The following is a 25,152-nucleotide window of genomic DNA, read 5'->3' as shown; positions in this document are numbered from 1 at the left end:
CCCCGTTTAGTACAGCACGACCGAGCGGATCGACTCGCCCTTCTTCATCAGATCGAAGCCTTCGTTGATGCGTTCGAGCGGCAGACGGTGCGTGATCAGATCATCGATATTGATCTTGCCTTCCATGTACCAGTCGACGATCTTCGGCACGTCGGTGCGGCCGCGCGCGCCGCCGAAGGCCGAGCCCTTCCACTCGCGGCCCGTCACCAGCTGGAACGGACGCGTGCTAATCTCCTCGCCCGCCGCCGCCACGCCGATGATGAACGACTGGCCCCAGCCCTTGTGGGTGCACTCCAGCGCCTGACGCATCACCTTGGTATTGCCGATACACTCGAACGAATAGTCCGCGCCGCCATCGGTGAGTTGGACGATGTGATCGACCACGTTCTCGACTTCATTCGGGTTGATGAAGTGGGTCATGCCGAACTTCTTCGCCAGCTCGACGCGGCCCGGGTTGATATCGACGCCGATGATCTTGTCCGCGCCGACCATCTTCGCGCCCTGGATCACATTCAGTCCGATGCCGCCGAGACCGAACACCACGACGTTCGCGCCCGCCTCGACCTTCGCCGAATACACCACGGCGCCGACGCCCGTCGTCACGCCGCAGCCGATGTAGCAGATCTTGTCGAACGGCGCGTCTTCACGCACCTTCGCGACCGCGATTTCCGGCACGACGATGTAGTTCGAGAACGTGGACGTGCCCATGTAGTGAAACAGCGGCTTGCCGTCGAGCGAGAAACGCGAGGTGGCGTCCGGCATCAGCCCCTTGCCTTGCGTCGCACGGATCGCCTGACACAGGTTGGTCTTGCGCGACAGGCAGAACTTGCACTGGCGGCATTCCGGCGTATAGAGCGGAATCACGTGGTCGCCCTTCTTCAGCGTGCCGACACCGGGACCGGTATCGACGATCACGCCCGCGCCTTCGTGGCCGAGAATCGCCGGGAAGAGGCCTTCCGGATCGGCGCCGGACAGCGTGTAGTAGTCGGTGTGGCAGATGCCCGTCGCCTTCACTTCGATCAGGACTTCACCGGCGCGCGGCCCTTCCAGATCGACTTCTTCGATCGTCAGCGGGGCGCCGGCTTTCCATGCGATTGCTGCTTTGGTTTTCATCGTCAATGCTCCTGTGAGTCTGTGAATGCGACGTGCGTCGAGGTTCGATAGGTCGCGGCGCGCGGGTGTTCCATTTCACCGGCCGCGTGTGATTCAGATGCGGTGCCAGCGGCCGATGTTGTCGCGGCCGAATGGCCTTGCGGGCCGCGTTCCAGCTTAGCGCGCGAAAAGCGTAATGGTATTGCAAAGCGCGACACCGCATTGTCCTCGCCTGACATTGCTTCGGCTAACGAAGCGTCGGATCGCCGAACCATGTTTCGACGCGGCCGTACGCGTGGCGAGCATGCAAAAAAACGCGCGCAAGTTGCGTGGCAACGCGTAGCCGTTGTCACTATCGCGCGGCTTCGGACGCGCGCCCGAACCCACGCTGAAATTCCCGAATCGCGGGTTAACCCCGCCACACCGCGAGCCGCGTGAAAACAGGACTATGCGCTGGACGCGATACGCCTCATTGATTCTCACATATATCCCGGCGAACCGCGCACACGTGGCGCGCGGCCGCGCAGCGCCGCTGCAAGGGGCTGACCGCCGATCGGCTACGCACGGACCTTTAATTTGCCTTTCAAACGACGCGCTCGCATATCGTCAGCGGGAATGCCGGAATAGGCCCCAGTGGTCTTGTTGCAGCTTTTCGTCCCCGATACCTTGGAGTCATTCCAAAACCAGATGGTGGAGACAGACGATATGCAAGCGAACGCGGTTCATCCGTGCGACGAGCGACTGCCCGCGGGCCAGTTGCTCACCCTCGGCATTCAGCACGTTCTGGTGATGTACGCCGGCGCCGTTGCCGTGCCCTTGATCATCGGCGCGGCGCTCAAGCTGCCGAAGGACCAGATCGCGTTCCTGATCAGCGCCGATCTGTTTTCATGCGGTATCGCCACGCTGATCCAGACGCTCGGTCTGTGGATCTTCGGCATCCGTCTGCCGGTCATCATGGGCTGCACGTTCGCGGCCGTCGGTCCGATGGTCGCGATCGGCACCAATCCTTCGCTCGGCATTCTCGACATCTTCGGCTCGACGATCGCGGCCGGGGTGGTCGGCATCCTGCTCGCGCCCGCGGTCGGCAAGCTGCTGCGCTTCTTCCCGCCAGTTGTGATCGGCGTGGTGATCTCGGTGATCGGCTTGTCGCTGATGGAAGTCGGCATCAACTGGGCGGCCGGCGGGGTGGGCAATCCCGATTACGGCAATCCGGTGTATCTGGGCCTGTCGCTGCTCGTGCTGATGCTGATCCTGCTGATCAACAAGTTCGCCAAAGGCTTCCTCGCCAATATCTCGGTGCTGCTCGGCATCGTCGCGGGCTTCGTGATCGCGCTGGCGCTCGGCCGCGTCAACATGGACGGCGTCACGCTCGCGCCGTGGGTCGGCTTCGTGATGCCGTTCCACTTCGGCCTGCCGCACTTCGATCCGCTGTCGATCGCGACGATGGTCACGGTGATGTTCGTCACCTTCATCGAATCGACCGGCATGTTCCTCGCGGTCGGCGACATGGTCGATCGTCCTGTCGATCAGAAGACGCTGGTGCGCGGCTTGCGCGTCGACGGCCTGGGCACGCTGATCGGCGGCATCTTCAACTCGTTTCCGCATACCTCGTTTTCGCAGAACGTCGGCCTGATCGGCGTGACCGGCGTGAAGAGCCGCTTTGTCTGCGCGATGGGCGGCGTGATCCTGGTGCTGCTCGGCCTGTTCCCGAAGATGGCGCAAGTGGTCGCGTCGGTGCCGGCCTTCGTGCTCGGCGGCGCAGGCATCGTGATGTTCGGCATGGTCGCGGCGAACGGCATCAAGGTGCTGTCGAAAGTCGACTTCGTGAAGAACCACCACAACCTGTTCATCGTCGCGGTGAGTATCGGTCTGGGCTTGGTGCCGGTGGTGTCGCCGCACTTCTTCTCGAAGCTGCCGCCGGCGCTGTCGCCGCTGCTGCATAGCGGGATTCTGCTGGCGTCGGTGTCGGCGGTGGTGCTGAACCTGATCTTCAACGGCGTGAAGAGCGAGAAGCAGGCGCAGAGCGAAATTCGCCGCGCCGGGCACGACTTCGACGGACGCGGCGGCAGCGAACCGCAACGCGACGAGCTGCTGCGCGCGGCAGACCTGCATTGAGCGTCGCCGCCGCTCACTGGCGCGGTGCGAGCCGCGGCAGTGGATAAAAAAACGCCGCGGCATGCCGTGGCGTTTTTGTTGGTCCGGCTGCGCGGCTCGGTCTCCTGAATCAGAAACCGCCCCGCGTTAGCGCTGGTATCAGAGACTCAAACCGGGAGACTCAGCTCGCGTTCGCCGCCGAAGCCGCCACCGGCGCACTCGCCGCGCCGTAGTCGACCGGCGCGTCGGCCGGACGCGGCTGCTCGCCGGTACGCTCGATCCAGCCGCCGCCGAGTGCCTGGTACAGCGTGACCAGGTTCTGCAGGCGTTCCAGCCGCGCGGTAACCAACAACTGCTGCGACGTGTACAGATCGGTCTGCGCGGTCAGCACCGCCAGATAGCTGTCGACCCCGTTCGTGTAGCGCAGGTTCGACAGATCCAGCCGACGCTGCTCGGCAAAGGTATTGCGCTCGAGCGCCTGAATCTGCTGATCGAACGTGCCGCGCGCCGCCAGTCCGTCCGCCACTTCGCGGAAGGCCGTCTGGATCGCCTTTTCATACGTGGCGATCTGGGCGTTCTTCTGGATGTTGGCAAGATTCAGGTTGGCGACGTTCTGGCCGCCCTCGAAGATCGGCAACGTGATCGACGGCGCGAAGCTCCACGCCGCTGAACCCGGCTTGAACAGACCGCCGAGCGTCGGGCTCAGCGTACCGAAACTGCCGGTCAGCGAAACCTTCGGGAAGAACGCCGCGCGCGCCGCGCCGATGTTCGCGTTGGCCGCGAGCAGATTCTCCTCGGCCTCCATGATGTCCGGACGACGCGTCAGCAGATCGGACGGCAGACCTGCCGGAATATCCGTGAGGAGATTCTGGTCGCCCAGCCTCAGGCCCGGCGGCAGATCGGCCGGCAACGGTTCGCCCAGCAGCAGCACCAGCGCGTTCTCGGCCTGAGCCCGCAAACGCTCCTGCGACTGCAGGTTGGCGGTGGCCGTCTCGACCACCGTCTGCGCCTGGCGCAGATCGAGTTCCGAGCCGGTGCCGTTGTCGAACTGCAGCTTGGTGATCCGATACGATTCCTGCGACGTCGTCAGCGTGTCCTGCGTGACCTTCAGCAGGTCGTCCAGTTCGAGCACCGTCAGGTACTGGTTCGCCACCTGCGAGACCAGCGCGATTTCCGCCGCCTTGCGTGCCTGGGCCGTGCCAAGGTAGATCGCCAACGCCTGATCCTTCAGGCTCTGAATCCGCCCGAAGAAGTCGATTTCCCACGACGCGTTCAAACCGACCGAGTACGAGCGGGAAATCGTCTGGTCGAACAATGCCAGGTCGCGCGGCGTGCGCTGCGCGCTTCCGGAAGCCGCCGCATTGAGCGTCGGGAACAGGCCGGCGCGAACGATCCGGTACTGCGCCTGCGACGCCTGCATGTTCAGCACCGACACGCGCAGATCGCGGTTGTTCTTCAGCGCGATCTCGATCAGCCGCTGCATGCGCGGATCGATGAAGAACTCGCGCCAGCCGATGTCGGCGGCAGCCTGGCCGTTCGCGCTACGCGCGCCGGTCGCGCCCGGCTGCGTGTCGTACACGCCGCCGGTCGGGAAGGTCGCCGTCACGGGCGCAGCCGGGCGCTGGTAGTGCGGCGCCATCGTGCAACCCGCGGCGAGCAACGCGACCGCCACTGCAATTAGAGAGTGTTTTTGCATCTCAATGTCCGTCCTTGCCCGAGCCTTGATCAGTCGACCCGCCAGCCGACCCGCCAGCTTCCGGATCATGCGGATGGTGCTGGTTGTAGTGAGCGAGCGCCTCATCCGGGTCTTCCTTCTCACCGCCGAATTTCGCGCGGATCACGACGAAGAACATCGGGATCATGAAAATCGCCAGGAAGGTCGCCGTCAGCATCCCGCCGATCACGCCGGTACCGATCGCGTGCTGGCTGGCCGAGCCCGCGCCGTTACTGATCGCGAGCGGCATCACGCCGAGAATGAACGCGAGCGAGGTCATCAGGATCGGACGCAACCGCAGACGCGCTGCTTCCAGCGCGGCCTCGATCGGCCCCATGCCTTCACCCTGCTGCAGTTCACGGGCGAATTCCACGATCAGAATCGCGTTCTTCGCCGACAACCCGACCGTGGTCAACAGACCCACCTGGAAGAACACGTCGTTCTCGAGTCCGCGCAGCGTCGCGGCCAGCAGTGCGCCGATCACGCCGAGCGGCACCACCATGATCACCGAGAACGGAATCGACCAGCTTTCATACAGCGCCGCGAGACACAGGAACACCACGAGGATCGAGATGCCGTACAGAATCGGCGCCTGCGAACCGGACTGGCGTTCCTGCAACGACAGGCCAGTCCATTCGTAGCCGACGCCCGCCGGCAACTTCGCCACGAGGGCTTCCATCGCCGTCATCGCCTGACCGGTCGACTTGCCCGGTGCCGCCGCGCCCTGGATTTCCACCGACGAGATACCGTTGTAGCGCTCCAGCTTCGGCGAACCAAAGGTCCACTCGGTGCTTGCGAACGCCGAGAACGGTACCATCGTGCCCGCGCTGTTGCGCACGAACCAGCCGTTCACGTCTTCCGGTTTCATCCGGAACGGCGCGTCACTCTGCAAGAACACCTTCTTGATCCGGCCGTCGGTATCGAGGAAGTTGTTCACGTACTGCGACGCCCACGCGATCGAGAACGTCTGGTCGATCGAAGACAGCGAGACGCCGAGCGCGGAAGCCTTCTCGTGGTCGATGCTCACCTTGAACTGCGGCGTATCGTTCAGGCCGTTCGGACGCACCTGCGCCAGCGTCGGATCTTTCGCCGCCAGGCCCAGCAACATATTGCGTGCTTCCATCAGCTTCGCGTGGCCGATGCCCGCGCGGTCCTGCAACTGGAAGTCGAAGCCCGCTGCGGTGCCAAGCTCAGGAATCGACGGCGGATTGACCGGGAACACCGTCGCGTTCTTGTAGGTGCTGAAGTGCATGTAGAGACGGCCCACCAGCGCCTGCACCTTCTGGTCCGCGTGCTGACGCTGCGCGTAATCCTTCATCCGCACGAACACGAGGCCCGCGTTCTGGCCGCGGCCGGCGAAGCTGAAGCCGTTCACCGTGAAGGTCGATTCGACAATCGACTTCTCGTCGTTGAGCAGGTAGTCGGAAATGTCCTTCAGCGCGCGTGCCGTGGTTTCCTGGGTCGAACCCGACGGCGTTTGCACCAGCACGAACATCGTGCCCTGATCTTCGTCAGGCAGGAACGACTTCGGCAGTCTGACGAACAGCAGGCCGACCGCGAAGATCACCACCATGTAGATGATCAGCCAACGGCCCGAGCGCTTGATCACGTGGTGCACGCCCGAGTGATACTTGTCGCGGCTCTTGTTGAACGTGCGGTTGAACCAGCCGAAGAAGCCAGTGGCTTTTTCGTGATGACCTTGCGGAATCGGCTTGAGGATCGTCGCGCACAGCGCCGGCGTCAGAATCAACGCGACCAGCACGGACAGCACCATCGCCGCCACGATCGTCAGCGAGAACTGCCGGTAAATGGCGCCGACCGAACCGCCGGAGAACGCCACCGGCACGAACACCGCCGACAGGACGAGCGCGACGCCGACCAGCGCGCCGGTGATCTGGTCCATTGCCTTGCGGGTCGCGTCTCGAGGCGACAAGCCCTCTTCCTGCATCACCCGCTCGACGTTTTCCACCACCACGATCGCATCGTCCACCAGCAAGCCGATCGCCAGGACGAGCCCGAACATTGACAGCGTGTTGATCGAGAAGCCGACCACGCCCATGATCGCGAACGTGCCCAGCAGCACCACCGGCACGGCGATCGTCGGGATCAGCGTGGCGCGCAGGTTCTGCAGGAACAGGTACATGACCAGGAACACCAGCACGATACCTTCGAGCAGCGTCTTGACCACTTCCTCGATCGACAGGCGCACGAACGGCGTGGTGTCGTACGGATACTGCACGACCAGACCGTGCGGGAAGTACTTCGACAGTTCAGTGATCTTCGCGCGCACCGCCTTGGCGGTGGCCAGCGCGTTGGCGCCGGTCGCGAGCTGGATACCGAAGCCTGCCGTCGGCTGCCCGTTGTATTTAGTGTCGAAGTTGTAGTTTTCGCCGCCCAGCTCGACGTGCCCCACGTCGCGGATCCGCACCTGCGAGCCGTCGGGGTTCACCTTCAGCAGCACGTTGCCGAACTGTTCAGGCGTATTCAGCAGCGTGGCTTGCGTAATGGTTGCCTGCAGCACCTGACCCTGCACCGACGGCGTGCCGCCGAGCGAGCCGCCCGCGACCTGCACGTTCTGCGCCTGCAATGCGGTTTCCACGTCGACTGGCGTCAGGCCGAAGTTGTTCAGCTTGTTCGCGTCAAGCCAGACCCGCATCGCGTACTGCGAGCCGAACAGCGTCACCGTGCCCACGCCGTCGATACGGCTGATCGGATCCTGAACGTTCGACGCGACATAGTTCGCCAGGTCGTACTTGCTCATGCTGCCGTCTTCGGACACGAACGCCATGACCAGCAGGAAGCTGCTGCTCGACTTCGTGACCTTGGTGCCCAACTGCTGCACGGCTTGCGGCAGCAGCGGCGTGGCAAGTTGCAGCTTGTTCTGCACCTGCACCTGCGCGATGTCAGGATTGGTGCCGGCCGCGAACGTCAGCGTGATGGTTGCCGTACCCGAATCGTCCGAGGTGGACGCCAGATACAGCAAGTGGTCGAGACCACTCATCTGCTGCTCGATCACCTGCGTGACGGTGTTTTCCACCGTCTTCGCCGATGCGCCCGGGTACGTTGCGCTGATCTGCACGGCCGGCGGCGCGATGGTCGGGTATTGCGCGATCGGCAACGTGAAGACCGACGCGATACCCGCGAGCATCAGAATGATGGCGATCACCCATGCAAAAATCGGGCGATCAATAAAGAACTTTGCCATGAGGCGGGCTCCCTGTTATTACGCGCCCGATGCGGCAGAGGCTGGTTGAGCCGTCTGGGCAGCACCGCTGGCGGCCGGCGCGCCTGGGGCGGCTGCGTCGGAAGCGGGGGTGGCGGGAAGTTGCGCGGCAACTGGCTTGACCTGCTGGCCGGGGCGTGCCTTGTCGGTGCCCTGGACAATCACGCGGTCACCGGGGTTCAGGCCGCTTGCGACCACCCAGTTCGAACCGAACGTGCCGGCAGTGACGAGCTGACGCAATTCGACCTTGTTGCCGGCGCCGACGACCAGCGTGGTCGGCTGACCTTTCTGGTCGTGCGTGATGCCGACTTGCGGCACGACGAGCGCGTTCTGGTTGACGCCTTCCTCGATCTTCGCGCGCACGAACATGCCCGGCAGCAGCACCTTGTCCGCGTTCTTGAAGATTGCGCGAACCGTGACCGAGCCGGTGCTCTGGTCGACCGTCACGTCGGTGAACTGCAGCTTGCCCTTTTCCGGATAGACGCGGCCGTCTTCGAGAATCAGCGACACCTGCGCAGCGCCTGGGCCGGTCGTCTTCAGACGGCCTTCCTGCACTTCGCGGCGCAGCTTCAGACCGTCGAGGCTCGATTGCGTCAGGTCCACGTAGACCGGATCGAGCTGCTGGACCGTGGCCAGCAGTGTGGCCGCGCTCGCCTGCACGTAGGCGCCCGGCGTGACTTGCGACACGCCGATCTGGCCGGTCACCGGCGAGGTCACGTCGGTATAGCCGAGGTTGATCTGCGCCGTGTCGACCGCTGCCTTGCCGGCGGCGACGTCGGCCGCGGCCTGACCTTGCGCGGCCACCGCGTTGTCGTAGTCCTGCTTGCTGACCGCGTTGGCGGTGACCAGCACCTTGTAACGGTTCGCCTGCGCGGTGGTCGACACGAGGTTGGCCTGCGCCTTGGCGAGCGTCGCCTTCGCGTTGTTCAACGTCGCGATGTACGGCGCCGGATCGATCTTGTACAGACGCTGGCCGGCTGTCACCTGGCTGCCTTCCGTGAACTCGCGACGCAGCACGATGCCGTCGACCCGTGCGCGCACTTGCGCGACGAGGAAAGCGCTGGTGCGGCCGGGCAGTTCGGTGACGACCGGCACGGTGGTCGGCTGGACGGTGACGACGCCGACTTCGGGCGCCTGTGGCGGCGGGGCAGATTGTTTTGGTCCGCACGCTGCCAGCAATATGGCAGCCGTCGCGGCACTGATTAAGCGGAATGGAACCCGTTCGACGCGCATGGAGCGACCTCTGTCAAAGACTGAGAATGAAAAAGTGCGCGCATCCCTACCCCGGGGACGACAGCGCACACATGCGTCTTGCGACGCCTGACCGGAAGCCCGTGGATGCAATCCGCACCCGCAGGGGCATCCTGCTGCGAAATGCGCCATACCGGGCAATGCCGCACGGCGCCGCCCATTCGGGCGACGCGCAGGAGCGTTTTGAAAGGCAACAGTGACGGATATTAACTGGTCGTCACGGCTTGGGCTATCCGATCGTGGGGTGCTATTATATATACGTTCAAGAATGAATGTAAAAGTGCATTTGCCTCTCTTGCGCGGAGAAGGCCCGCAAGAATGCTTCGTAAATTGCGCAATAGTTGACAGATTGTCACCGGGCTGACTTTAAAAAGTTCGGGAAAACCCCCGCAACAGGGCAGGTCATACCAATATGGTCAGAAGAACCAAAGAAGAGGCGCTGGAGACGCGCACAAGCATTCTCGACGCGGCTGAACGCGTTTTCTTCGAGAAGGGCGTATCGCGAACTTCGCTCGCCGATATCGCCCAGGCTGCCGGCGTCACGCGCGGCGCAATCTACTGGCACTTCGCGCACAAAAGCGACCTGTTTACCGAAATGTTCGACCGCGTGCTGCTGCCGCTGGACGAACTCAAAGCCGCGTCGCAAGACCCCAACGAGCCCGATCCGCTCGGGCGCCTGATGGAAATCTGCATGGTCTGTCTGCGCGACACGGCCAACGACCCGCGGCGCCGGCGCGTGTTCGACATCCTGTTTCTGAAATGCGAGCTGGTCGAGGAAATGGGGCCGGTGATGGTCCGCTATCAGACCAACATGCGCGAAGGACTGTTGAAGATCGAAGGCGGTCTGCGCAACGCGATCTCGAAGGGGCAAATGCCCGCGGATCTCGATACGAAGCTGGCGGCGGCGATGGTACATGCGTATGTCGGCGGCGCGCTGCGCGACATGCTGTTCCTGCCCGACGCAACGGATTTCGGCGCTCATGCGCAGCAGATGGTCGAAGGCATGTTCGACGCGCTGCGGTTGAGCCCGGCGCTGCGCAAGGTGAAAGCGTAGCGGCTGTGCGCTCCGGCAGTGCAGCTATCGTGTCGGCACGGCTAACGCAGAAAAGCGGGCGGCGGGCGGGTGAGTAATTCGCCCGCTTTCATTTAAGCGTGGCAGCTTCGTGCAGCGGCGTTGCATCGCGACCTGAGACAGCCGCTCGATGCCACATCATTCGGCCGGTTCCGCGCAACACCCGCGCTTTAGGCAACGGCCCGGCGAGCCCGCGCCGCCTGATTCGACGTATAGATGTTGCCGCGCTCCAGCGGCGCCCCGCTCTTCACTGATGCAATCCACGCGTCCGTACTCGCCACCGCCGCGAAGCGCGATTGCAGCACCACGTTGAATACCCGGTGGATATCCTCAGCGCTGGCAAAGCCCGCACTGTTTTCATACGGCACCGAGCCCGTCGCGTCATGCAGGAATTCGACGGCAAGCCCCGCGTGAACCGCGTGGTTGATGGTGGACGCGTCGCAGTTGTGCGTCATGTAGCCGGTCACCGTCAGCGTGTCGATCTGCCGCGCGGCTAGCCAGTCGGCCAGATCGGTTCCGGTGAACGCGCTCGGCAGGGATTTCTCCACGTAGTGATCGTGGGCACGCGAGCCCACCACCGGATGCAGCTCCGCCGCCGCGCTGCCACGCGCGAACAGCGGCGAGGTGGCCGGCGCGAAGTTCTGCACGACCACCACCGGTATGCCGGCGGCCCGCGCCGCATCCATCGCGCGGCCGAGGTTGGCGAGCGAGGTCTGTACGTCCGGGAATTCGATCGGCAGATCGCCGGTCACGTATTCGTTCTGCACGTCGATGACGATCAGCGCACGGCGCGGGTTGGTCATGGCAAGGCTTCTGTCGAATCAGGGAATGAAGGGGAAGGCTCGCGCTGTGCGGCCCGGCGTGGGCATCGGGCGAGGCAGCGGCGATGACTGCATTGTTCGCGCGCCGCCGCTTTCACGATAGCGACCCGAATGACAAGATTCGCTAGAATCGGGCCATCGTTGCTTTGACGAGGTGATCGTTGGCTGCACCCTCACGAGCGAAGCGCGGCGGCGCGCCCCGCCACATCGTCGCCGTGGTCGCGTTCGACCGTATCAGCCCGTTCCATCTGTCGGTGCCGTGCGTGGTATTCGGCGAGGACCGCAGCGGCGGCGGCCTGCCGGACTTCGACTTCCGTGTCTGCGCCGCTGAAACGGGCGCGCTGACCACCACCGTCGGCTTCTCGATCGCCGTCACGCACGGACTCGAAGCGCTCGCCGACGCCGACACGATCATCGTGCCGAGCTGGCGCGACCCTGACGAGACGCCGCCCGCCGCGCTGCTCGCCGCCTTGCGCGCCGCCCACGCACGCGGCGCGCAACTGGTCGGGCTGTGTCTGGGTGCGTTCGTGCTGGCCGCCGCCGGCATCCTCGACGATCGTCCGGCCTCGACCCATTGGGCGTGGGCCGACGATTTCGCGCGCCGCTATCCGCGCGTGCGGCTCGACCCCGACGTGCTCTACGTCGACGACGGCAACGTGATGACCTCGGCCGGCACCGCGGCCGGCCTCGACTGCTGCCTGCACGTGCTGCGCAAGATGTGCGGCGCGCAGGTGGCGAACTATGTGGCGCGCAGGCTGGTGGTGCCGCCGCACCGGCAAGGCGGTCAGGCGCAATTCGTCCAGCAGCCGATGCCGCCGAACCTGCGGGGCGACCGGCTGTCAGGACTGCTCGATTGGGTGAGCGGCAATCTGGACGTGCCGCATACGCTCGACACGCTCGCCGGGCGCGCGCTGATGAGCCGTCGCACCTTCACGCGACGCTTCCGGCTCGCGACCGGCACCACGGTCGGCGCGTGGTTGCTGGCACAGCGGCTCGCTCGCGCGCAGCAATTGCTGGAAAGCACCGACGAGTCGGTGGAAGCGATCGCGGAGATCGCGGGCTTCGGCTCGACGGCTTCGCTACGGCAACATTTCGCGGATGCGTTTCGCACGTCGCCATCCGCATGGCGGCGGGAGTTTCGCGGGGTGTGAACGTGGTGAGTGCGCGCAGCCGGCCGAGAGCCTGTGACAGCGCGGGAAAGCGCGCAGAGACAAGCGCCGGCGAAAAGTTCGAAGCGAACGAAAGCGCCCCAGGCACCACGCGCGGACGCCGCATGATCAACAGCGTTTCGTAGTGCCCTACCGGGATTTCGTAGTCGCGCCGACGCGACAGCAGCGCGATCCATCATCGTCGCGCGATGACCGCGCGCCAATCGAGCGTCACGTCTCGTTAAGCCAGCGCACGAGATACAGCAACAGCGCGACCAGAAAAATCATCGCTGCCCAGGCCCAGTTCGGGACCACGTGCGAATCCGGCTCCCGACGCGCGACGCCATGCGACAAGCCGTGTGAAACGCCATGCGCCGCACTCGCCGCCCGCCCGGTCAGCGCATTGCCGTGATCGATACGCGTACGCCGCGCGATGCCGCCAAGCGTGATCGGCCTTAAAAACACATGCTGGCGGCGCACCGCCGATCCGCGCGCACGGTTCGGGCCTTGTCCATGCTTGGCCCGCACGACCGCGTCGAATTCGGCGAAAAAATCGTCGGCCAGTTGGCGCAGCGCGTTTTCGAGCTGACGCGTCGGCAGTTCGGCGAGAGGCCCGGACGAGGTCGCCCAGATCGTGTAGTCGATCCGCGTGCTGCGCTCCTTGCCGGCGCCGTGCATGCCCTCTTCCGGACGCAAGCGCACTTCGATCTGGCCGCGCAACGCGCCAATGCCTTCGGCTCGCGCCTTGAAGTTGATGGTGCGGCGCTGCGCATCCGCCGGTCCGGAGTCCTGGCCGGCCACGTGGGCGCGCGCTTCGTAACGCGCGCGTAACGGGCCGAGCGGCACGGTCATGGTCAGCTCATATTCGCCGTGCGCAAGGCGCGTGAACGACTCGCAGTTATCGAGGCTGGCACGCAACAGCGCGAGGTCTTGCAAAGCTTCCCAAACGTCGGGTGGCGCAAGCGGAATCCGTAACGCGTCGTTCAGTTCCATGGCAGCCTCCCCCGATGAACGCGCGACAGCGGGATCAGGACGTCTGATCGATGCGGTCAACGCGCGATGCGTAAAACGCGAGATACCCTTTGATCTGCACGACCTGCTCGAGCGGCGCTTCATAGCTCCACACGGCGTTTTCGATCAGTTCGTCTTCGGTGCGCAAATGGAAGTACGAAGCCTCGCCCTTGAACGGGCAGTGCGAAGTATGCGTGGAGCGTTCGAGCCGGGCCATGTTGACGTGCTCGCGCGGGAAATAGAACACGTCGGGCAAACCGGTTTCCGAGAGTGTCAGCCCCGCCTGGGTATCGGCCATGGTCACGCCGCCGTGGATCACGCGCACCCGGTGGTGGTTGCCGCGGATCGTGATAGTGTGGCCCCCCGTGCTCGTGCCGGGGCTTCCGTGAGGTGTCAAGGCATCGCTCATGTCTCGGCTCCGTGATGGTGTGCGGTCGTACAAACAGGAAAGCCACGGGCGCACCCGTGGCTTCATTATCGGCCAAACTCCAGCCGATTGCGCGGCCTTCCTGCAAGACGCCCGGCCGGGCCGAGGCGCCAGGGCCGCTTAGTTCATGTTCCAGTAGAACGCGGATTTGGCTGTGCCCGCGGCCGGGACCGTCACCGGTTTGGACTGCTCCTGGTCCTTGTACCGCGCGTGCACGGTGTAGCGGCCCGGATGCAGCCTGACCAGCATGTATGGTCCGCGCGACGTGGTGTTCAGCACTTCGCCATTGTGCGCGTCGACTACCCGTACGTGGACGTCGGCGAGAAACTCGGCGCCGGAGCCCGTAAAGCGCAGCGACAGCGGCCACTGGCTCTGCGCCTGCTGCAGCGCCTTCGATTCGTCGAGACCGACGCCGCCCGATACGAACGAGACGTCGCCCTGCTGCTGGATTTGCGGCAAGCCGCCGCCATTGACGTTGCCCGCGCTGCTGTTGTCGGTGGTCGTGCCGCCGGTTACTTCGCTTGCCTGCTGCGCATACGCGCCGCCCGCCAGACCGAGCGTGAGCGCCGCGCATAGTGCCGCGGCTATGATCCTTCGCTGATTGCGTTGGGTCTTCATCGGTTCGCTCCTTGTTAAGGTCTTGTCGTCCGGTATCCCGCGACGGGCCCGGATCAAATGAGACGCAACCTGCGTGCCAAGCGTCGGACGCGTCGTCCGGAATCGACTGCCCCGGCGCGCCACGTGGCGCGCGGGTCTTTTCTCACGGCTTTTGGAACGGGCAAAAGAAACCGGTCCGTTGCAGTAAATGCAAGGACCGGCAAACGTTACTTCAATCGCTGGCGGATCGGGCGATGCGTCGGTCAAACTGCCGCCTCGACGATCGAGCCATCCGCTCAGGACAAGCTATTAGCCGAGATCGACCGGCACGAAGATCTGTGCGTTGTCGCGCTGGATCAGCAACGCGATGCTGTTGCCGGCGCTGGTGATCATCTGCTTCAACTGATCGACGCTGGCGACCGGCCGGCCGTTGACCGCCAGAATCACGTCGCCCGGCTGGATGCCGGCGCTTGCCGCCGCGCCGCCCGCCTGCTGCACCAGCAGACCATGCGACACCGACGCGCCGCTCTTCTCTTCCGGCGTCAGCGGCCGCACCGCGACGCCGAGACGGCCTTGCAACTGGGTCGGCTGATCGGCCTTCGACGCGACCTTCGCATCCGAGAACGAGCCAATGGTCACCTTCATTTCCCTGGCGGCCTTGTCGCGCCACACCTTCAAGGTCGCCGAGCTGCCCGGCGCCAGACCCGCAACCTGTGCCGGCAATTCCGTCGAGTCATTGACCGCATCGCCGTTCACCGACAGGATCACGTCGCCCGGCTGCAAACCGGCCTTGCCGGCTGGGCCGCCCGGATCGACCGAACTGACCAGCGCGCCTTGCGGCTTCTGCATGCCGAACGAGTCGGCCAGCGTCTGATTCAGACCCTGCACCGCGACGCCGAGACGACCGCGGCTCACGTGGCCGGTCTTGACGAGGTCGTCCTTGACCTTGATCGCTTCATTGATCGGGATCGCGAACGAAAGGCCCTGGAAGCCGCCTGTTTGCGAATAGATCATCGAGTTGATGCCGATCACTTCGCCTTGCAGGTTGAACAGCGGGCCGCCCGAATTGCCCGGGTTCACCGGCACGTCAGTCTGAATGAACGGCGTGTAGTTTTCGTTAGGCAGCGAGCGCGACTTCGCGCTGATGATGCCCGAGGTCACGGTATTGTCGAAGCCGTAAGGCGAACCGATCGCGACCACCCACTGGCCGACCTTGCTCTGACGCGGATCGCCGATCTTCACGGTCGGCAGGTTGCTCGCGTCGATCTTCAGCACGGCGACGTCGGACTGCTTGTCTGCGCCGACCACCTTCGCCTTGAACTCGCGCTTGTCGGTGAGCCTCACGGTGACGACATTCGCGCCATCCACCACATGCGCGTTGGTCAGGATGTAGCCGTCATTACTGACGATGAAGCCCGAACCCAGGCTCGCGCTCGGTTGATCCGGCGCATCGCCGCCGTCGCCGCCTTGCGCGCCCGGCATGCCGCCGAAGAAGTGTTTGTAGAACTGATAGAAAGGATCGCTCGGATCGATCGGCAACTGATTGCCGCCGGCGTTGCCGCCATTGCCACCGTTACCGCGCAGCGCAGTCTGCTTGACCACGTGCTTCGCGCTGATGTTGACGACGGCGGGGCCGTAGGTTTCGACTAGGCCCGAGAAATCGGGGATGCCGGTTTTGGCGGCGGCTTCGGCAGGCATCATGGCGGCTTGCGCTGGCGAAATCACCTGCGGTGCGGGCATGTCGCGATGCCCCGCCACATAGCCGGCGGAAAGCGCAACGGCGACAGCTACTGCAACAGCGCTGCGGGACAAGGTTTTCGCGTTCATCGTGTACTCCTCACTGGAGAAAGAGACTTTGGAATGCCGAGGAGCGTACGTGGCATCGCTTAAAAGAGTCTTAAGCAGCGCCAGATCGCTAAAACCTTATTCCTGGGGCGTTTGACCCGCGTTTGAACCACTTTACGAACAGAAAGGCTCACCACTAGAAGCGCACCGTGACCCGCAAGCCGCCCGCCTGCGATTCATCGAGCGACACGGTTGCGTGGTGCTGCGTCGCGATGCGGCGCACGATCGCGAGGCCCAGGCCGCTGCCCGCCACGTCAGTGCGCGCGCGATTCGCGCCAGCGCCGGCGCGATAAAAGCGATCGAACACGCGATCGCGGTCGGCCGGTTCGATCCCGGGTCCGCTGTCGGCAATCCGCACCAGTGGATGCCCGTCTTCGACGCGCAGGCTGACGTCGACGCGACCACCGCGCGGCGTGTACTTGGTGGCGTTATCGACGAGGTTGTTGAACATCACGCGTAGCGCGTCGGCATCGCCGATCAGGGTGGCCGCTTCGCTCGCCTCGACGCCGAGATCGACGCCGCGATTCAGCGCAAGCGGCGCATAGGTCGCCACGCACTCCTGCAGCAGCGCGCGCAGATCGATCGCGTCGGTGATGGCGACGCCGTCCGGTTCGGAACGCGCGAGCGCCAGCAATTGCTCGGCGAGCCGCGTGGCGCGCGTAACGCCCGCCTGCAGATCCACAAGCGCTTCATTGCGGGCGGTCTCGTCTTTCGCGCGCCCCACCAGTTGCGCCTGTATCTGCACGGCGGCGAGCGGCGTGCGCAATTCGTGCGCAGCATCGGCGACAAACGCTTTCTGAATGTCGAGCGCGGTGGCGAGCCGCTCGAGCAGCCCGTTCAACGCGCGCACGAGCGGTTGCACTTCGAGCGGCAAACGCTGATCCGGCAACGGATCGAGCGCCTCGGGATGACGCGTGTCGAGCGCGCTGGTCACGCGCCGCAACGGCCTGAGCCCGCGTCCGACGATCACCCACACCGCCACACCCAACAACGGCAGCAGCACGATCAACGGCCACAAGGTGCGCAGCGCCACATTCGCGGCGAGCCGGTTGCGCACGGACAGCGGCTGCGCCAGCTGCACGACGTTATCGCCGACGATCGCGCCGTACACGCGCCAGTCGCCGCGCTCCGTGTGCTCGGTCGAAAAACCGAGTTCGGCGCGCGGCGCGAGCGGCGCACGCGGACGCGAGTAGTACATCAGCACGCCGTTGCGATTCCAGATCTGCAGCACGATGCCTTCGTCGCCGGTGTCGCGTGAACCGAGCACCTGCGAGAACGGTTCCGCCGGCAGCGCCGCGGCGATCTGCTCCAGTTGGTAATCGAACAGTTCGTTGGCTTCGGCCAGCGCCTGCCGATAGATCAGCCAACCCGCAATGCCGACGCCGAGCAACACCAGCGCCAGCAGCCAGACCAGCAGTTGACGGCGAATCGAGCGCATCGACTCAGGCGTCCTTCGCGATCATGTAGCCGAGCCCACGCACGTTGCGGATCAGGTCCGCGCCGAGCTTCTTGCGCAGCGCGTGAATGTAGACCTCGACGGTATTGCTGCCGATCTCCTCGCCCCAGCCATACATTTTTTCTTCGAGCTGGCTCTTCGACAGCACCGCGCCGGGCCGCGCGATCAACGCTTCGAGCAGGGCGAATTCACGCGCGGACAACGCGACCGGCGCGCCGTCGAGCGTGACCTGGTGCGACGCCGGATCGAGCGTCAGGCTGCCGTGGCGGATCGTCGAATCGCTGCGGCCGGATTGGCGCCGGATCAGCGCGCGCATGCGGGCGCCGAGTTCGTCGAGATCGAAAGGTTTGACAAGGTAATCGTCGGCGCCGGCATCGAGGCCCTTGACGCGCTCGGCCACCGCGTCGCGCGCGGTGACGATCAGCACCGGCAACGCGTGGCCGCGCGTGCGCAGCGTGCGCAGCACGTCGAGACCATCGCGTTTGGGCAGGCCGAGATCGAGCAGCACCAGATCGTAAGGTTGCCCAGCCGCCGCGCGCAGCGCCGCTTCACCGTCTTCCACCCAGTCGACCGCGAAGCCTTCGCCGCGCAGCGCCTTGCGCACACCTTCGGCGATCATCCGGTCGTCTTCGACTAGCAAGATGCGCATGGTTGTACTTTCCGAAACGTTTGATGATGCCGCATTCTAGCGCCCGCCCCCGGCGTGCGCGGCGCGCGGTGCTTTTTTCACCGCAGCGTGGCGGCATGTCACTACAATGGGCGCTTTGTGTCGCGCGACGGCGATTCGGCCGAACGCGCCAAGCACTGGATCAATGCAGCGTGAATTGCCGCGTGCCGCACGCCCTGAAATTTTGCTTCTTCGCCCGTTCATGACGCACGCTTTCCTGTCTTCTCTCGCACGCCGCGTGGCGCTGCGCCCGCGCTGTTCCTCCGCTTTCGCCTCCGCCGCTCACATGCCTCGCCGGCTCGCGCCTCGCGCGTCGGCGTGGCTGCTCGTGTGCGCCGCGCTCGGCTCGGGCGCGGCACTGCCGCTTGCCGCCCAGGCGCGTGCCAAGGCGACGCATCCGAGCGTCAACGTCACAACGGTGTTGCCGCAATCGGTGATGGTCGGCTTGCAGCGCGCGCACGTGCCCTTGTCGTCGATCAGCGTGGTGGTGGAGAAGGTCGGCGACCGCACGCCGATCGTCGCATTGAACGCCGGCAAGCCGATGATGCCCGCGTCGACGATGAAGCTCGTCACCACCTACTCCGGCCTGTCGATGCTCGGCCCCGACTATCGCTGGCGCACGAGCGCGTACGCGGACGGCACGCTCGACGCGAACGGCGTGCTGCACGGCAATCTGTACATTCAAGGCACCGGCGACCCGAAGCTCGTGCCGGAAGAACTGATCGACCTTGTGCAGAAGATTCACAAGGCGGGCATCAACGGCATCGACGGCGCGCTGGTGCTCGACAAGCGCTACTTCGATCCGTCGACGCGCGACCTGCCGCCGTTCGACGACGACGCCACCGCGCCATACAACGTCGGCCCCGATGCGCTGCTGTACGCGTTCAAATCGCTGTCGTTCACGCTGACGCCGTCGCCCGACGGCAGCGTTGCAATCGAGGTGCTGCCGGCGCTCTCGCAATTGCAGATCGACAATCAGATGCGCGCGGTCAACGGCCCGTGCCGCGGCGGCTCAGCCTCTGTGTCACCCACCGTCACGCCGCAGCCGAACGGCACCGTCGTCGCCTCGTTCACCGGCGACTACTCGATGCGCTGCGACCCGCGCACGATCAACGTCGCGGTGCTCGATCACTCGGCGTTTTTCGCGGGCGGCTTTCTCGCGCTGTGGCAGCAAACCGGCGGCACCTTCAACGGCGCGACCCGCGAAGGCGCGGTGCCGGTTGGCGCCAAACTGATCGCCACACACCAGGGGCCGATGCTGTCCGACATCGTTCGCGACATCAACAAATTCAGCAACAACACGATGGCGCGCAATCTGTTCCTGACGATCGGCGCTGCGGAAGAAAGGCCGCCCGCGACGCCCGCCAAAGCGGCGCGTGCGATTCAGGCGTTTCTGCGCCGCGACAGCCTCGACACGCAATATCTGACGCTCGACAACGGCTCGGGCCTGTCGCGCGACGAGCACATCACCGCGCTCGCGCTCGCCGACCTGTTGCAGCGGGCCAACGCGAGTCCGGTCGCCCAGGTGTTCGTGGAGTCGCTGCCGATCGCGGGCGTCGACGGCACGATGCGCAACCGCTTGACCAATCAGGGCGCAGACGGCAACGCGCACATCAAGACCGGCACCTTGCGCGACGTACGCGCGATCGCGGGCTACGTCGCGTCGGCGGACGGCAACAGCTACGTGGTCGTGAGCCTGATCAACGATCCGCATTCGGAAGCCGCGCGCGCCGCGCACGACGCGTTGCTCGAATGGGTCTACCAGGGACCGGCTCAAGGCTTCACCAAGGTCGCCGATCCCGTCGACGAACCGCGCGGCAAGCTCAGGAGAAACCCGCACAAACGCGCGAGCCACTGAGGATTCCTTCTAGCGAAGCCGCGCGCGGCAAGGTCCTGAGCGTGTACGCTGTCGGGCAGTGATTGATGCGCGCGCCAGGCGCCATGCGTGTCGCACAAACCGCGCGCCCGGTGCGCTTCCCCAAGGGGACTTCCTCAGGGCAGCGCGGCTCACTCGAACGATAACGACACCACCCGCTGAGAACTCTCGGCGGTCAGGGACAACGGAGGACGACACCATGCAATTCGATGCTGAATTGCTGCTGCTCGCCATGGCGCCAGTCTTTCTCGCATGTATCGGCTGGGAGGCGTGGCACCTGCGGCGCACGTGCCCGGGCGAACCGATCTATAGCTGGCGCGACACGTTCTGCAATGCCGCGCTCGCGCTCATGCAGCAAGCCGCCGACAAGCTCGCGTGGCTCGCGATCATTCCGGTCTACGCGTTTTTCTACGAGCACTACCGCGTCTACACGTGGCAGGCGAGCTGGGTCTCGTTCGTCGTGCTGTTCGTCGCCCAGGACCTGCTCTACTACGTGTTTCACCGTTGCAGCCATCGGGTGCGCTGGCTGTGGGCCGCGCATGTTGTCCATCACTCGTCGGAGCGCCTGAATTTCTCGACCGCGTTCCGTCAGAGCCTGATGTATCCGATCGCCGGCATGTGGCTGTTCTGGATTCCGCTCGCCGTGCTCGGCTTTGCGCCGAAGCAGATCGTCGCGATCGTGCTGATCAATCTCGGCTTCCAGTTCTTCGTGCACACCCAGGCAATCGGCAAGCTCGGCTGGCTCGAATACGTGTTCAATACGCCGTCGATTCATCGCGTGCATCACGCGCGCAACGACCGTTATATCGATCGCAACTATGCGGGCGTGCTGGTGATCTGGGACCGTCTGTTCGGCAGCTATGTCGACGAGAATCCGCACGACGTACCGGTGTACGGCATCGTCGAGCCGCTTCACACCTACAACCCGCTGAAGGCGACGTTTCACGAATGGGCGTCGATGGCTGCCGACTTCGCGAGCGTGCGCGGCTGGCGCAACAAGTGGCGCGCACTGTTTGCGCCGCCCGCTTGGGCCGCGGATTATCATGCGCGTCGCGCCGCCGGTTCAGCTTCACTGACGGCAGATTTGAGCGCATCGACGAGCGAACAGTCGAGCGTGAATGCAAACCATACGGCTGCGTTTCAAACGACGCGCAGGCCGTAGAAGATTCTGTAAGCTGGCGTCACGCCACCGACGCGGCGGACGCTGCCTGCAACACATGGCGCAAGGGCCACACATACGAGGAGATGTAGTCAACATGAATCAAACAGCATCGAAGAAACACCCATGGTTGCGCGTCACGCAGATCGTCATCGCCAGCGCCGCGTTTGCCGCGCTCGCTGCCTGCGGCGGTGGCGGCGACGATAACAACAACTCGAACAGCAGCACACCGGCAGGCGGCGTCAAGTTGCAGGTCGTGTCGTTCGGCGACAGCCTGTCGGACGTCGGCACTTATGCGCCGGTGATTCAGGCCAGTTTCGGCGGCGGCCGCTTCACGACCAACCCGGGTGAAGTGTGGACGCAAAAGGTTGCCGAATACTACGGCGGCACGTTGACGCCGGCGTACCTCGGCGGCTTCGGCAAGCCGCTGGTCGCAGCAGGCGGCTTCGGTTATGCGCAGGGCGGCGCGCTCGTCGTCAACGCTCAAGGCCAAGGTTGGGCGCCGAACAACATGGCGGCTACGACGGTGCCGATCGTGACTCAGGTGGCGAACTACCTGGGCGCACATACGAGCTTCAACTCGAACCAGCTGGTGCTGGTGGACGGCGGCGCGAACGACATCTTGCAGTTCGCGGCGACCACCGCCAATCTGACGGCGCTCGGCGCCGCGCTACAGACGGATTACCCGAAACTCGTGCTGGCCGGCAAACTGCCAAACTCGCAGGCGGGCCAGGTCGCGTTCATCGTCGGCTACCTGCAGCAGCTGGCCAACCCTCAGATCGCGCAGGCCGCCACCCAGCTCGCCGCGCAAGTCAAGACCATCGTCGACTCGGGTGCGACCCACGTGGTGGTGGCGAATGTGCCTGACATCGGCAATACGCCGCTCGGCGTCGCGGCCAACGTGACGACGCCAGGCTCGGCTGCACTGCTGACGGGGATCAGCGCGGCATTCAACTATCTGCTGGTCCAGAACCTGACCGCCCTCGGCCTGGTGGGTACGGGCAAGGTGATCGTGCTCGATACGTTCACGTGGCTGGATCAGCAGTTGCCGAACTACCAGGCGCTGGGCTTCACAGTGTCCAACACCGGCACGGCGTGTAACCTGACGTCGATGGTGAACAACGCAACTGCTTACGCCAAGGCCAATCCGGGCGCGACGAACGGGCTGACTCCGGAGCAGTACGGCGCCCAGTTCGGCTCGTCGCTGTTCTGCTCGCCGCAGACCTACACGGTGGCCGGCGCTGACCAGACCTACATGTTCGCGGACTCGGTCCACCCGACCACGCACTTGTACGCCTTGTTCGCGCAATTCGTCCAGCAGCAGATCGCGGCGACGGGGTTGGGGAAGTAAGTTGAGGATTGCCGCATAGCGGCGACAGGATGGGAGCGGTGCTGACCAGGCCGCCCCTATCCTTGCGCTTCGAACGCAGCCGCAGCCCGACCGAGCCGGTCATTCACCGCAATCCATTCGATCGTATCCGGCAGCTTCTCGATCAGAATCCGCGTGACGTTCGCGCGATCGAGAGCCCTCAGCAGACCATACAACTCGCGCGCGTACACATGCGGGTCTTCCGGCGCGGCGATGAAATGCACGCCTTCGGCATCGGCCCAATGCCCGGCTCGCGACGCGCGCGCGACCAGCGCCACACGCTCGCCCGCTGCGCGCGCGGCAAGCAACGGCTCCAGCGCACCGAACGGCAATAAGGCCAACGGCGTGCGCGGCGCGTAATGCGCCTTCAACGTGCCGGAAGCACGCGGCGCAGTCGCATCCGATCCGTCCGCCAGGCGCGGCACCTCGCCGAGCACGTCGGCGATATCTTGCGGCGTGACCCGGCCCGGCCTCAACAGCGCCGGAAAACCGCGCGACAAATCCAGGATAGTCGATTCGATTCCGACATCCGACGCGCCGCCGTCCAGCACATGAATCGCGCTGCCAAACTCGTCGCGCACATGCTGCGCCGTGGTCGGGCTCACATGCCCGAAACGATTCGCCGACGGCGCAGCCACGCCACCGTGGCCGCCGCGCAATGCGCTGAACGCCTCGAGCAAGGCCTGCGCCACTGGATGCGACGGGCAACGCAGGCCCACCGAATCCTGGCCGCCGCTCACCGCCGCTGGAATCCGCGCGGCGCGCTTCAGGATCAGCGTGAGCGGACCCGGCCAGAACGCATCGATCAGGCGCTGCGCTTCCGCGGGCAGTTGCTCGACCCAGTAGTTCGGATCGCCTTGCGGCGCCAGATGCACGATCACCGGATGATTCGCCGGCCTGCCCTTCGCCGCGTAGATGCGCGCGACCGCGTCCGGACTCTCGGCGTCGCCGCCGAGCCCGTACACCGTCTCGGTCGGAAACGCGACCAGACCACCCGCGTCGAGCAGTGCCGCCGCGTGCTCGATCTGTGCGGCGCTCACAGGCAATGCGCTCGCGGCGCCATCAGCGGGTTTCTGTTGATCCGGCATGGCGCGCGCGTCAGCTCGTGACGATGTGCAGGAGCCGCGCGCAATCGCGCCCAGCCGTGCGGGCTTCTTCGAGCGTCGCCGCCGTGAAGTTCACGTGGCCCATCTTGCGGCCGCAACGCGCCTCTTCCTTGCCGTACAGATGCAGACGCGCCGCCGGCATCGCCGCGACTTCGTGCCACGGCGGCGTGACCGCCGCGCGCTTCGGACCGTCCGGGAACCACACGTCGCCGAGGATGTTCAGCATCACCGCCGGCGAATGCTGACGCGTGTCGCCGAGCGGCATGCCGGTCATCGCGCGCACCTGCTGTTCGAACTGGCTGGTTGCGCAGGCGTCGACGGTGTAATGGCCGGAATTGTGCGGACGCGGCGCCATTTCGTTGGCCACCAGCGAACCGTCTTCGAGAATGAAGAACTCGACGCACAGCACGCCCACATAGCCGAGCTTGTCGGCGATTTGCAGCGCGGCCTGCTGCGCCTGCTCGACCAGCGTCGAACTCGCGTCCGGCGCGGGGACGATGGTGTGCAACAGCACGCCGCCGCGGTGCGTGTTCTGCGCCAGCGGATACACCACCGACGCGCCGCTCGCCGCGCGCGCGATCAGCGCCGACACTTCGAACTTCAGCGGCAAGCGCTTTTCCAGCACGCACGGCACGCCGCCGAGCGACGCATGCGCCTCGCGCACTTCCTCGGCGTTGCGCACGCGAAGCTGGCCTTTGCCGTCGTAGCCCATGCGCGCGGTCTTGAGAATGCCCGGCAGCACGGCTTCGAGTTTGGCGTCGTCGAGCGCGGCCAGCGCGGCCGACGACCCGATCACCACATGCGGCGCCACCGTCACGCCCGACGACGCGATAAAGCGCTTCTCGGCGATGCGGTCCTGGGCCACCGCCACGCAACGGCCCGCCGGACTCACGAAGGTGGTCTTCGCGAGAAAGTCGAGGCTCGCGGCCGGCACGTTCTCGAATTCGGTCGACACGGCCGCGCACAGCCGCGCGAGTTCGGTCAACGACGTTTCGTCGTCGTAGGCCGCGCGCAGATGGCGGTCGGCGACGGCGCCCGCCGGACTGTTTTCGTCCGGATCGAGCACGGCGACACGATAGCCCATCGCCTGGGCGGCAAAGCAGAACATGCGGCCGAGTTGGCCGCCACCGACCATGCCAAGCCATGCGCCGGGCAGAATCGGTGAAACCGGTGTGTTGTCTGGGGTCATCTTAGTGGTCGGTCGCGGCCGGGTGCGCATGCAGT

Annotated in this window: 19 protein-coding genes; 6 read left to right on the top strand and 13 right to left on the bottom strand. The window is 65.0% G+C overall.

The window, feature by feature from the left end; translation table 11 throughout:
* Nucleotides 1-6 precede the first annotated feature (6 nt).
* Complete coding sequence (locus HV744_RS09095) at nt 7-1,113, bottom strand: S-(hydroxymethyl)glutathione dehydrogenase/class III alcohol dehydrogenase (RefSeq protein WP_175149192.1); 1,107 nt, start codon at nt 1,111-1,113, stop codon at nt 7-9.
* A 684-nt stretch (nt 1,114-1,797) separates the two neighbouring features.
* Between HV744_RS09095 and HV744_RS09090 the strand changes: the two genes are divergently transcribed.
* A complete protein-coding gene (locus HV744_RS09090; protein ID WP_175149191.1) occupies nt 1,798-3,207 on the top strand; it encodes a nucleobase:cation symporter-2 family protein in 1,410 nt (469 codons plus the stop codon).
* A gap of 160 nt (nt 3,208-3,367) precedes the next feature.
* On the opposite strand, the gene HV744_RS09085 is transcribed toward HV744_RS09090, so the two are convergent.
* Genes HV744_RS09085 through HV744_RS09075 form a run of 3 tightly spaced genes read right to left on the bottom strand, consistent with a single transcriptional unit; the run spans nt 3,368 to nt 9,356 of the window.
* Nucleotides 3,368-4,882, bottom strand: a complete 1,515-nt coding sequence (locus HV744_RS09085; protein WP_175149190.1) for an efflux transporter outer membrane subunit — start codon at nt 4,880-4,882, stop codon at nt 3,368-3,370.
* Between the two features lies 1 nt (nt 4,883).
* Entirely contained in the window at nt 4,884-8,105 is a 3,222-nt protein-coding gene (locus HV744_RS09080) for an efflux RND transporter permease subunit (RefSeq protein ID WP_175149189.1), read from the bottom strand.
* An 18-nt stretch (nt 8,106-8,123) separates the two neighbouring features.
* Nucleotides 8,124-9,356, bottom strand: coding sequence for an efflux RND transporter periplasmic adaptor subunit (locus HV744_RS09075; protein WP_175149188.1), 1,233 nt, complete (start codon nt 9,354-9,356; stop codon nt 8,124-8,126).
* A 430-nt stretch (nt 9,357-9,786) separates the two neighbouring features.
* Between HV744_RS09075 and HV744_RS09070 the strand changes: the two genes are divergently transcribed.
* On the top strand, nt 9,787-10,428 hold the full coding sequence (locus tag HV744_RS09070) for a TetR family transcriptional regulator (protein ID WP_175149187.1): 642 nt from the start codon (nt 9,787-9,789) through the stop codon (nt 10,426-10,428).
* Between the two features lie 188 nt (nt 10,429-10,616).
* On the opposite strand, the gene HV744_RS09065 is transcribed toward HV744_RS09070, so the two are convergent.
* Entirely contained in the window at nt 10,617-11,249 is a 633-nt protein-coding gene (locus tag HV744_RS09065; RefSeq protein ID WP_175149186.1) for a cysteine hydrolase family protein, read from the bottom strand.
* A gap of 179 nt (nt 11,250-11,428) precedes the next feature.
* On the opposite strand from HV744_RS09065, the gene HV744_RS09060 reads away from it, so the two are divergent.
* Nucleotides 11,429-12,418 (top strand): helix-turn-helix domain-containing protein, encoded by a 990-nt coding sequence (locus HV744_RS09060; RefSeq protein WP_175149185.1) that lies wholly within the window; start codon nt 11,429-11,431, stop codon nt 12,416-12,418.
* Between the two features lie 228 nt (nt 12,419-12,646).
* On the opposite strand, the gene HV744_RS09055 is transcribed toward HV744_RS09060, so the two are convergent.
* The 6 genes from HV744_RS09055 to HV744_RS09030 all read right to left on the bottom strand — a co-directional run bounded on the left by HV744_RS09055 (nt 12,647) and on the right by HV744_RS09030 (nt 18,400).
* Nucleotides 12,647-13,408: an SRPBCC family protein gene (locus HV744_RS09055; RefSeq protein ID WP_175149184.1), complete on the bottom strand. Its 762-nt coding sequence runs from the start codon at nt 13,406-13,408 to the stop codon at nt 12,647-12,649.
* Nucleotides 13,409-13,442: 34 nt separating this feature from the next.
* The gene (locus HV744_RS09050; protein ID WP_175149183.1) at nt 13,443-13,835 is read right to left on the bottom strand and encodes a DUF427 domain-containing protein; all 393 of its coding nucleotides are present in this window, start codon (nt 13,833-13,835) and stop codon (nt 13,443-13,445) included.
* Nucleotides 13,836-13,973: 138 nt separating this feature from the next.
* Entirely contained in the window at nt 13,974-14,471 is a 498-nt protein-coding gene (locus HV744_RS09045; protein WP_175149182.1) for a carboxypeptidase-like regulatory domain-containing protein, read from the bottom strand.
* A 288-nt stretch (nt 14,472-14,759) separates the two neighbouring features.
* Complete coding sequence (locus HV744_RS09040) at nt 14,760-16,277, bottom strand: DegQ family serine endoprotease (RefSeq protein ID WP_175149181.1); 1,518 nt, start codon at nt 16,275-16,277, stop codon at nt 14,760-14,762.
* A gap of 154 nt (nt 16,278-16,431) precedes the next feature.
* Entirely contained in the window at nt 16,432-17,733 is a 1,302-nt protein-coding gene (locus tag HV744_RS09035) for an ATP-binding protein (protein WP_175149180.1), read from the bottom strand.
* A 4-nt stretch (nt 17,734-17,737) separates the two neighbouring features.
* Nucleotides 17,738-18,400: a response regulator gene (locus tag HV744_RS09030; RefSeq protein ID WP_175149179.1), complete on the bottom strand. Its 663-nt coding sequence runs from the start codon at nt 18,398-18,400 to the stop codon at nt 17,738-17,740.
* A gap of 220 nt (nt 18,401-18,620) precedes the next feature.
* On the opposite strand from HV744_RS09030, the gene dacB reads away from it, so the two are divergent.
* The 3 genes from dacB (at nt 18,621) to HV744_RS09015 (ending at nt 22,804) form a co-directional block, all read left to right on the top strand.
* On the top strand, nt 18,621-20,276 hold the full coding sequence (dacB, locus tag HV744_RS09025) for a D-alanyl-D-alanine carboxypeptidase/D-alanyl-D-alanine endopeptidase (RefSeq protein WP_175149178.1): 1,656 nt from the start codon (nt 18,621-18,623) through the stop codon (nt 20,274-20,276).
* A gap of 217 nt (nt 20,277-20,493) precedes the next feature.
* Nucleotides 20,494-21,456, top strand: coding sequence for a sterol desaturase family protein (locus HV744_RS09020; protein WP_175149177.1), 963 nt, complete (start codon nt 20,494-20,496; stop codon nt 21,454-21,456).
* Nucleotides 21,457-21,550: 94 nt separating this feature from the next.
* A complete protein-coding gene (locus tag HV744_RS09015) occupies nt 21,551-22,804 on the top strand; it encodes an SGNH/GDSL hydrolase family protein (RefSeq protein WP_175149176.1) in 1,254 nt (417 codons plus the stop codon).
* A gap of 56 nt (nt 22,805-22,860) precedes the next feature.
* Here the strand turns inward: HV744_RS09015 and HV744_RS09010 are convergent, their stop codons facing one another.
* Together HV744_RS09010 and HV744_RS09005 are read right to left on the bottom strand one after the other, a co-directional pair.
* Nucleotides 22,861-23,910, bottom strand: a complete 1,050-nt coding sequence (locus tag HV744_RS09010) for an L-threonylcarbamoyladenylate synthase (protein ID WP_175149175.1) — start codon at nt 23,908-23,910, stop codon at nt 22,861-22,863.
* A gap of 10 nt (nt 23,911-23,920) precedes the next feature.
* The gene (locus HV744_RS09005; RefSeq protein ID WP_175149174.1) at nt 23,921-25,117 is read right to left on the bottom strand and encodes a 5-(carboxyamino)imidazole ribonucleotide synthase; all 1,197 of its coding nucleotides are present in this window, start codon (nt 25,115-25,117) and stop codon (nt 23,921-23,923) included.
* Nucleotides 25,118-25,152: the final 35 nt, after the last annotated feature.

It is taken from the genome of Paraburkholderia ultramafica (assembly GCF_902859915.1).
In the GTDB taxonomy this organism is placed as follows: domain Bacteria; phylum Pseudomonadota; class Gammaproteobacteria; order Burkholderiales; family Burkholderiaceae; genus Paraburkholderia; species Paraburkholderia ultramafica.
This window is presented reverse-complemented; position numbering and strand designations above follow the sequence as displayed.

Coding starts and splice junctions, on each gene's coding strand:
- HV744_RS09095 (WP_175149192.1), bottom strand. CDS start 1,113: ATGAAAACCAAAGCAGCAATCGCATGGAAAGCCGGCGCCCCGCTGACG.
- HV744_RS09090 (WP_175149191.1), top strand. CDS start 1,798: ATGCAAGCGAACGCGGTTCATCCGTGCGACGAGCGACTGCCCGCGGGC.
- HV744_RS09085 (WP_175149190.1), bottom strand. CDS start 4,882: ATGCAAAAACACTCTCTAATTGCAGTGGCGGTCGCGTTGCTCGCCGCG.
- HV744_RS09080 (WP_175149189.1), bottom strand. CDS start 8,105: ATGGCAAAGTTCTTTATTGATCGCCCGATTTTTGCATGGGTGATCGCC.
- HV744_RS09075 (WP_175149188.1), bottom strand. CDS start 9,356: ATGCGCGTCGAACGGGTTCCATTCCGCTTAATCAGTGCCGCGACGGCT.
- HV744_RS09070 (WP_175149187.1), top strand. CDS start 9,787: ATGGTCAGAAGAACCAAAGAAGAGGCGCTGGAGACGCGCACAAGCATT.
- HV744_RS09065 (WP_175149186.1), bottom strand. CDS start 11,249: ATGACCAACCCGCGCCGTGCGCTGATCGTCATCGACGTGCAGAACGAA.
- HV744_RS09055 (WP_175149184.1), bottom strand. CDS start 13,408: ATGGAACTGAACGACGCGTTACGGATTCCGCTTGCGCCACCCGACGTT.
- HV744_RS09050 (WP_175149183.1), bottom strand. CDS start 13,835: ATGAGCGATGCCTTGACACCTCACGGAAGCCCCGGCACGAGCACGGGG.
- HV744_RS09045 (WP_175149182.1), bottom strand. CDS start 14,471: ATGAAGACCCAACGCAATCAGCGAAGGATCATAGCCGCGGCACTATGC.
- HV744_RS09040 (WP_175149181.1), bottom strand. CDS start 16,277: ATGAACGCGAAAACCTTGTCCCGCAGCGCTGTTGCAGTAGCTGTCGCC.
- HV744_RS09035 (WP_175149180.1), bottom strand. CDS start 17,733: ATGCGCTCGATTCGCCGTCAACTGCTGGTCTGGCTGCTGGCGCTGGTG.
- HV744_RS09030 (WP_175149179.1), bottom strand. CDS start 18,400: ATGCGCATCTTGCTAGTCGAAGACGACCGGATGATCGCCGAAGGTGTG.
- dacB (WP_175149178.1), top strand. CDS start 18,621: ATGACGCACGCTTTCCTGTCTTCTCTCGCACGCCGCGTGGCGCTGCGC.
- HV744_RS09020 (WP_175149177.1), top strand. CDS start 20,494: ATGCAATTCGATGCTGAATTGCTGCTGCTCGCCATGGCGCCAGTCTTT.
- HV744_RS09015 (WP_175149176.1), top strand. CDS start 21,551: ATGAATCAAACAGCATCGAAGAAACACCCATGGTTGCGCGTCACGCAG.
- HV744_RS09010 (WP_175149175.1), bottom strand. CDS start 23,910: ATGCCGGATCAACAGAAACCCGCTGATGGCGCCGCGAGCGCATTGCCT.
- HV744_RS09005 (WP_175149174.1), bottom strand. CDS start 25,117: ATGACCCCAGACAACACACCGGTTTCACCGATTCTGCCCGGCGCATGG.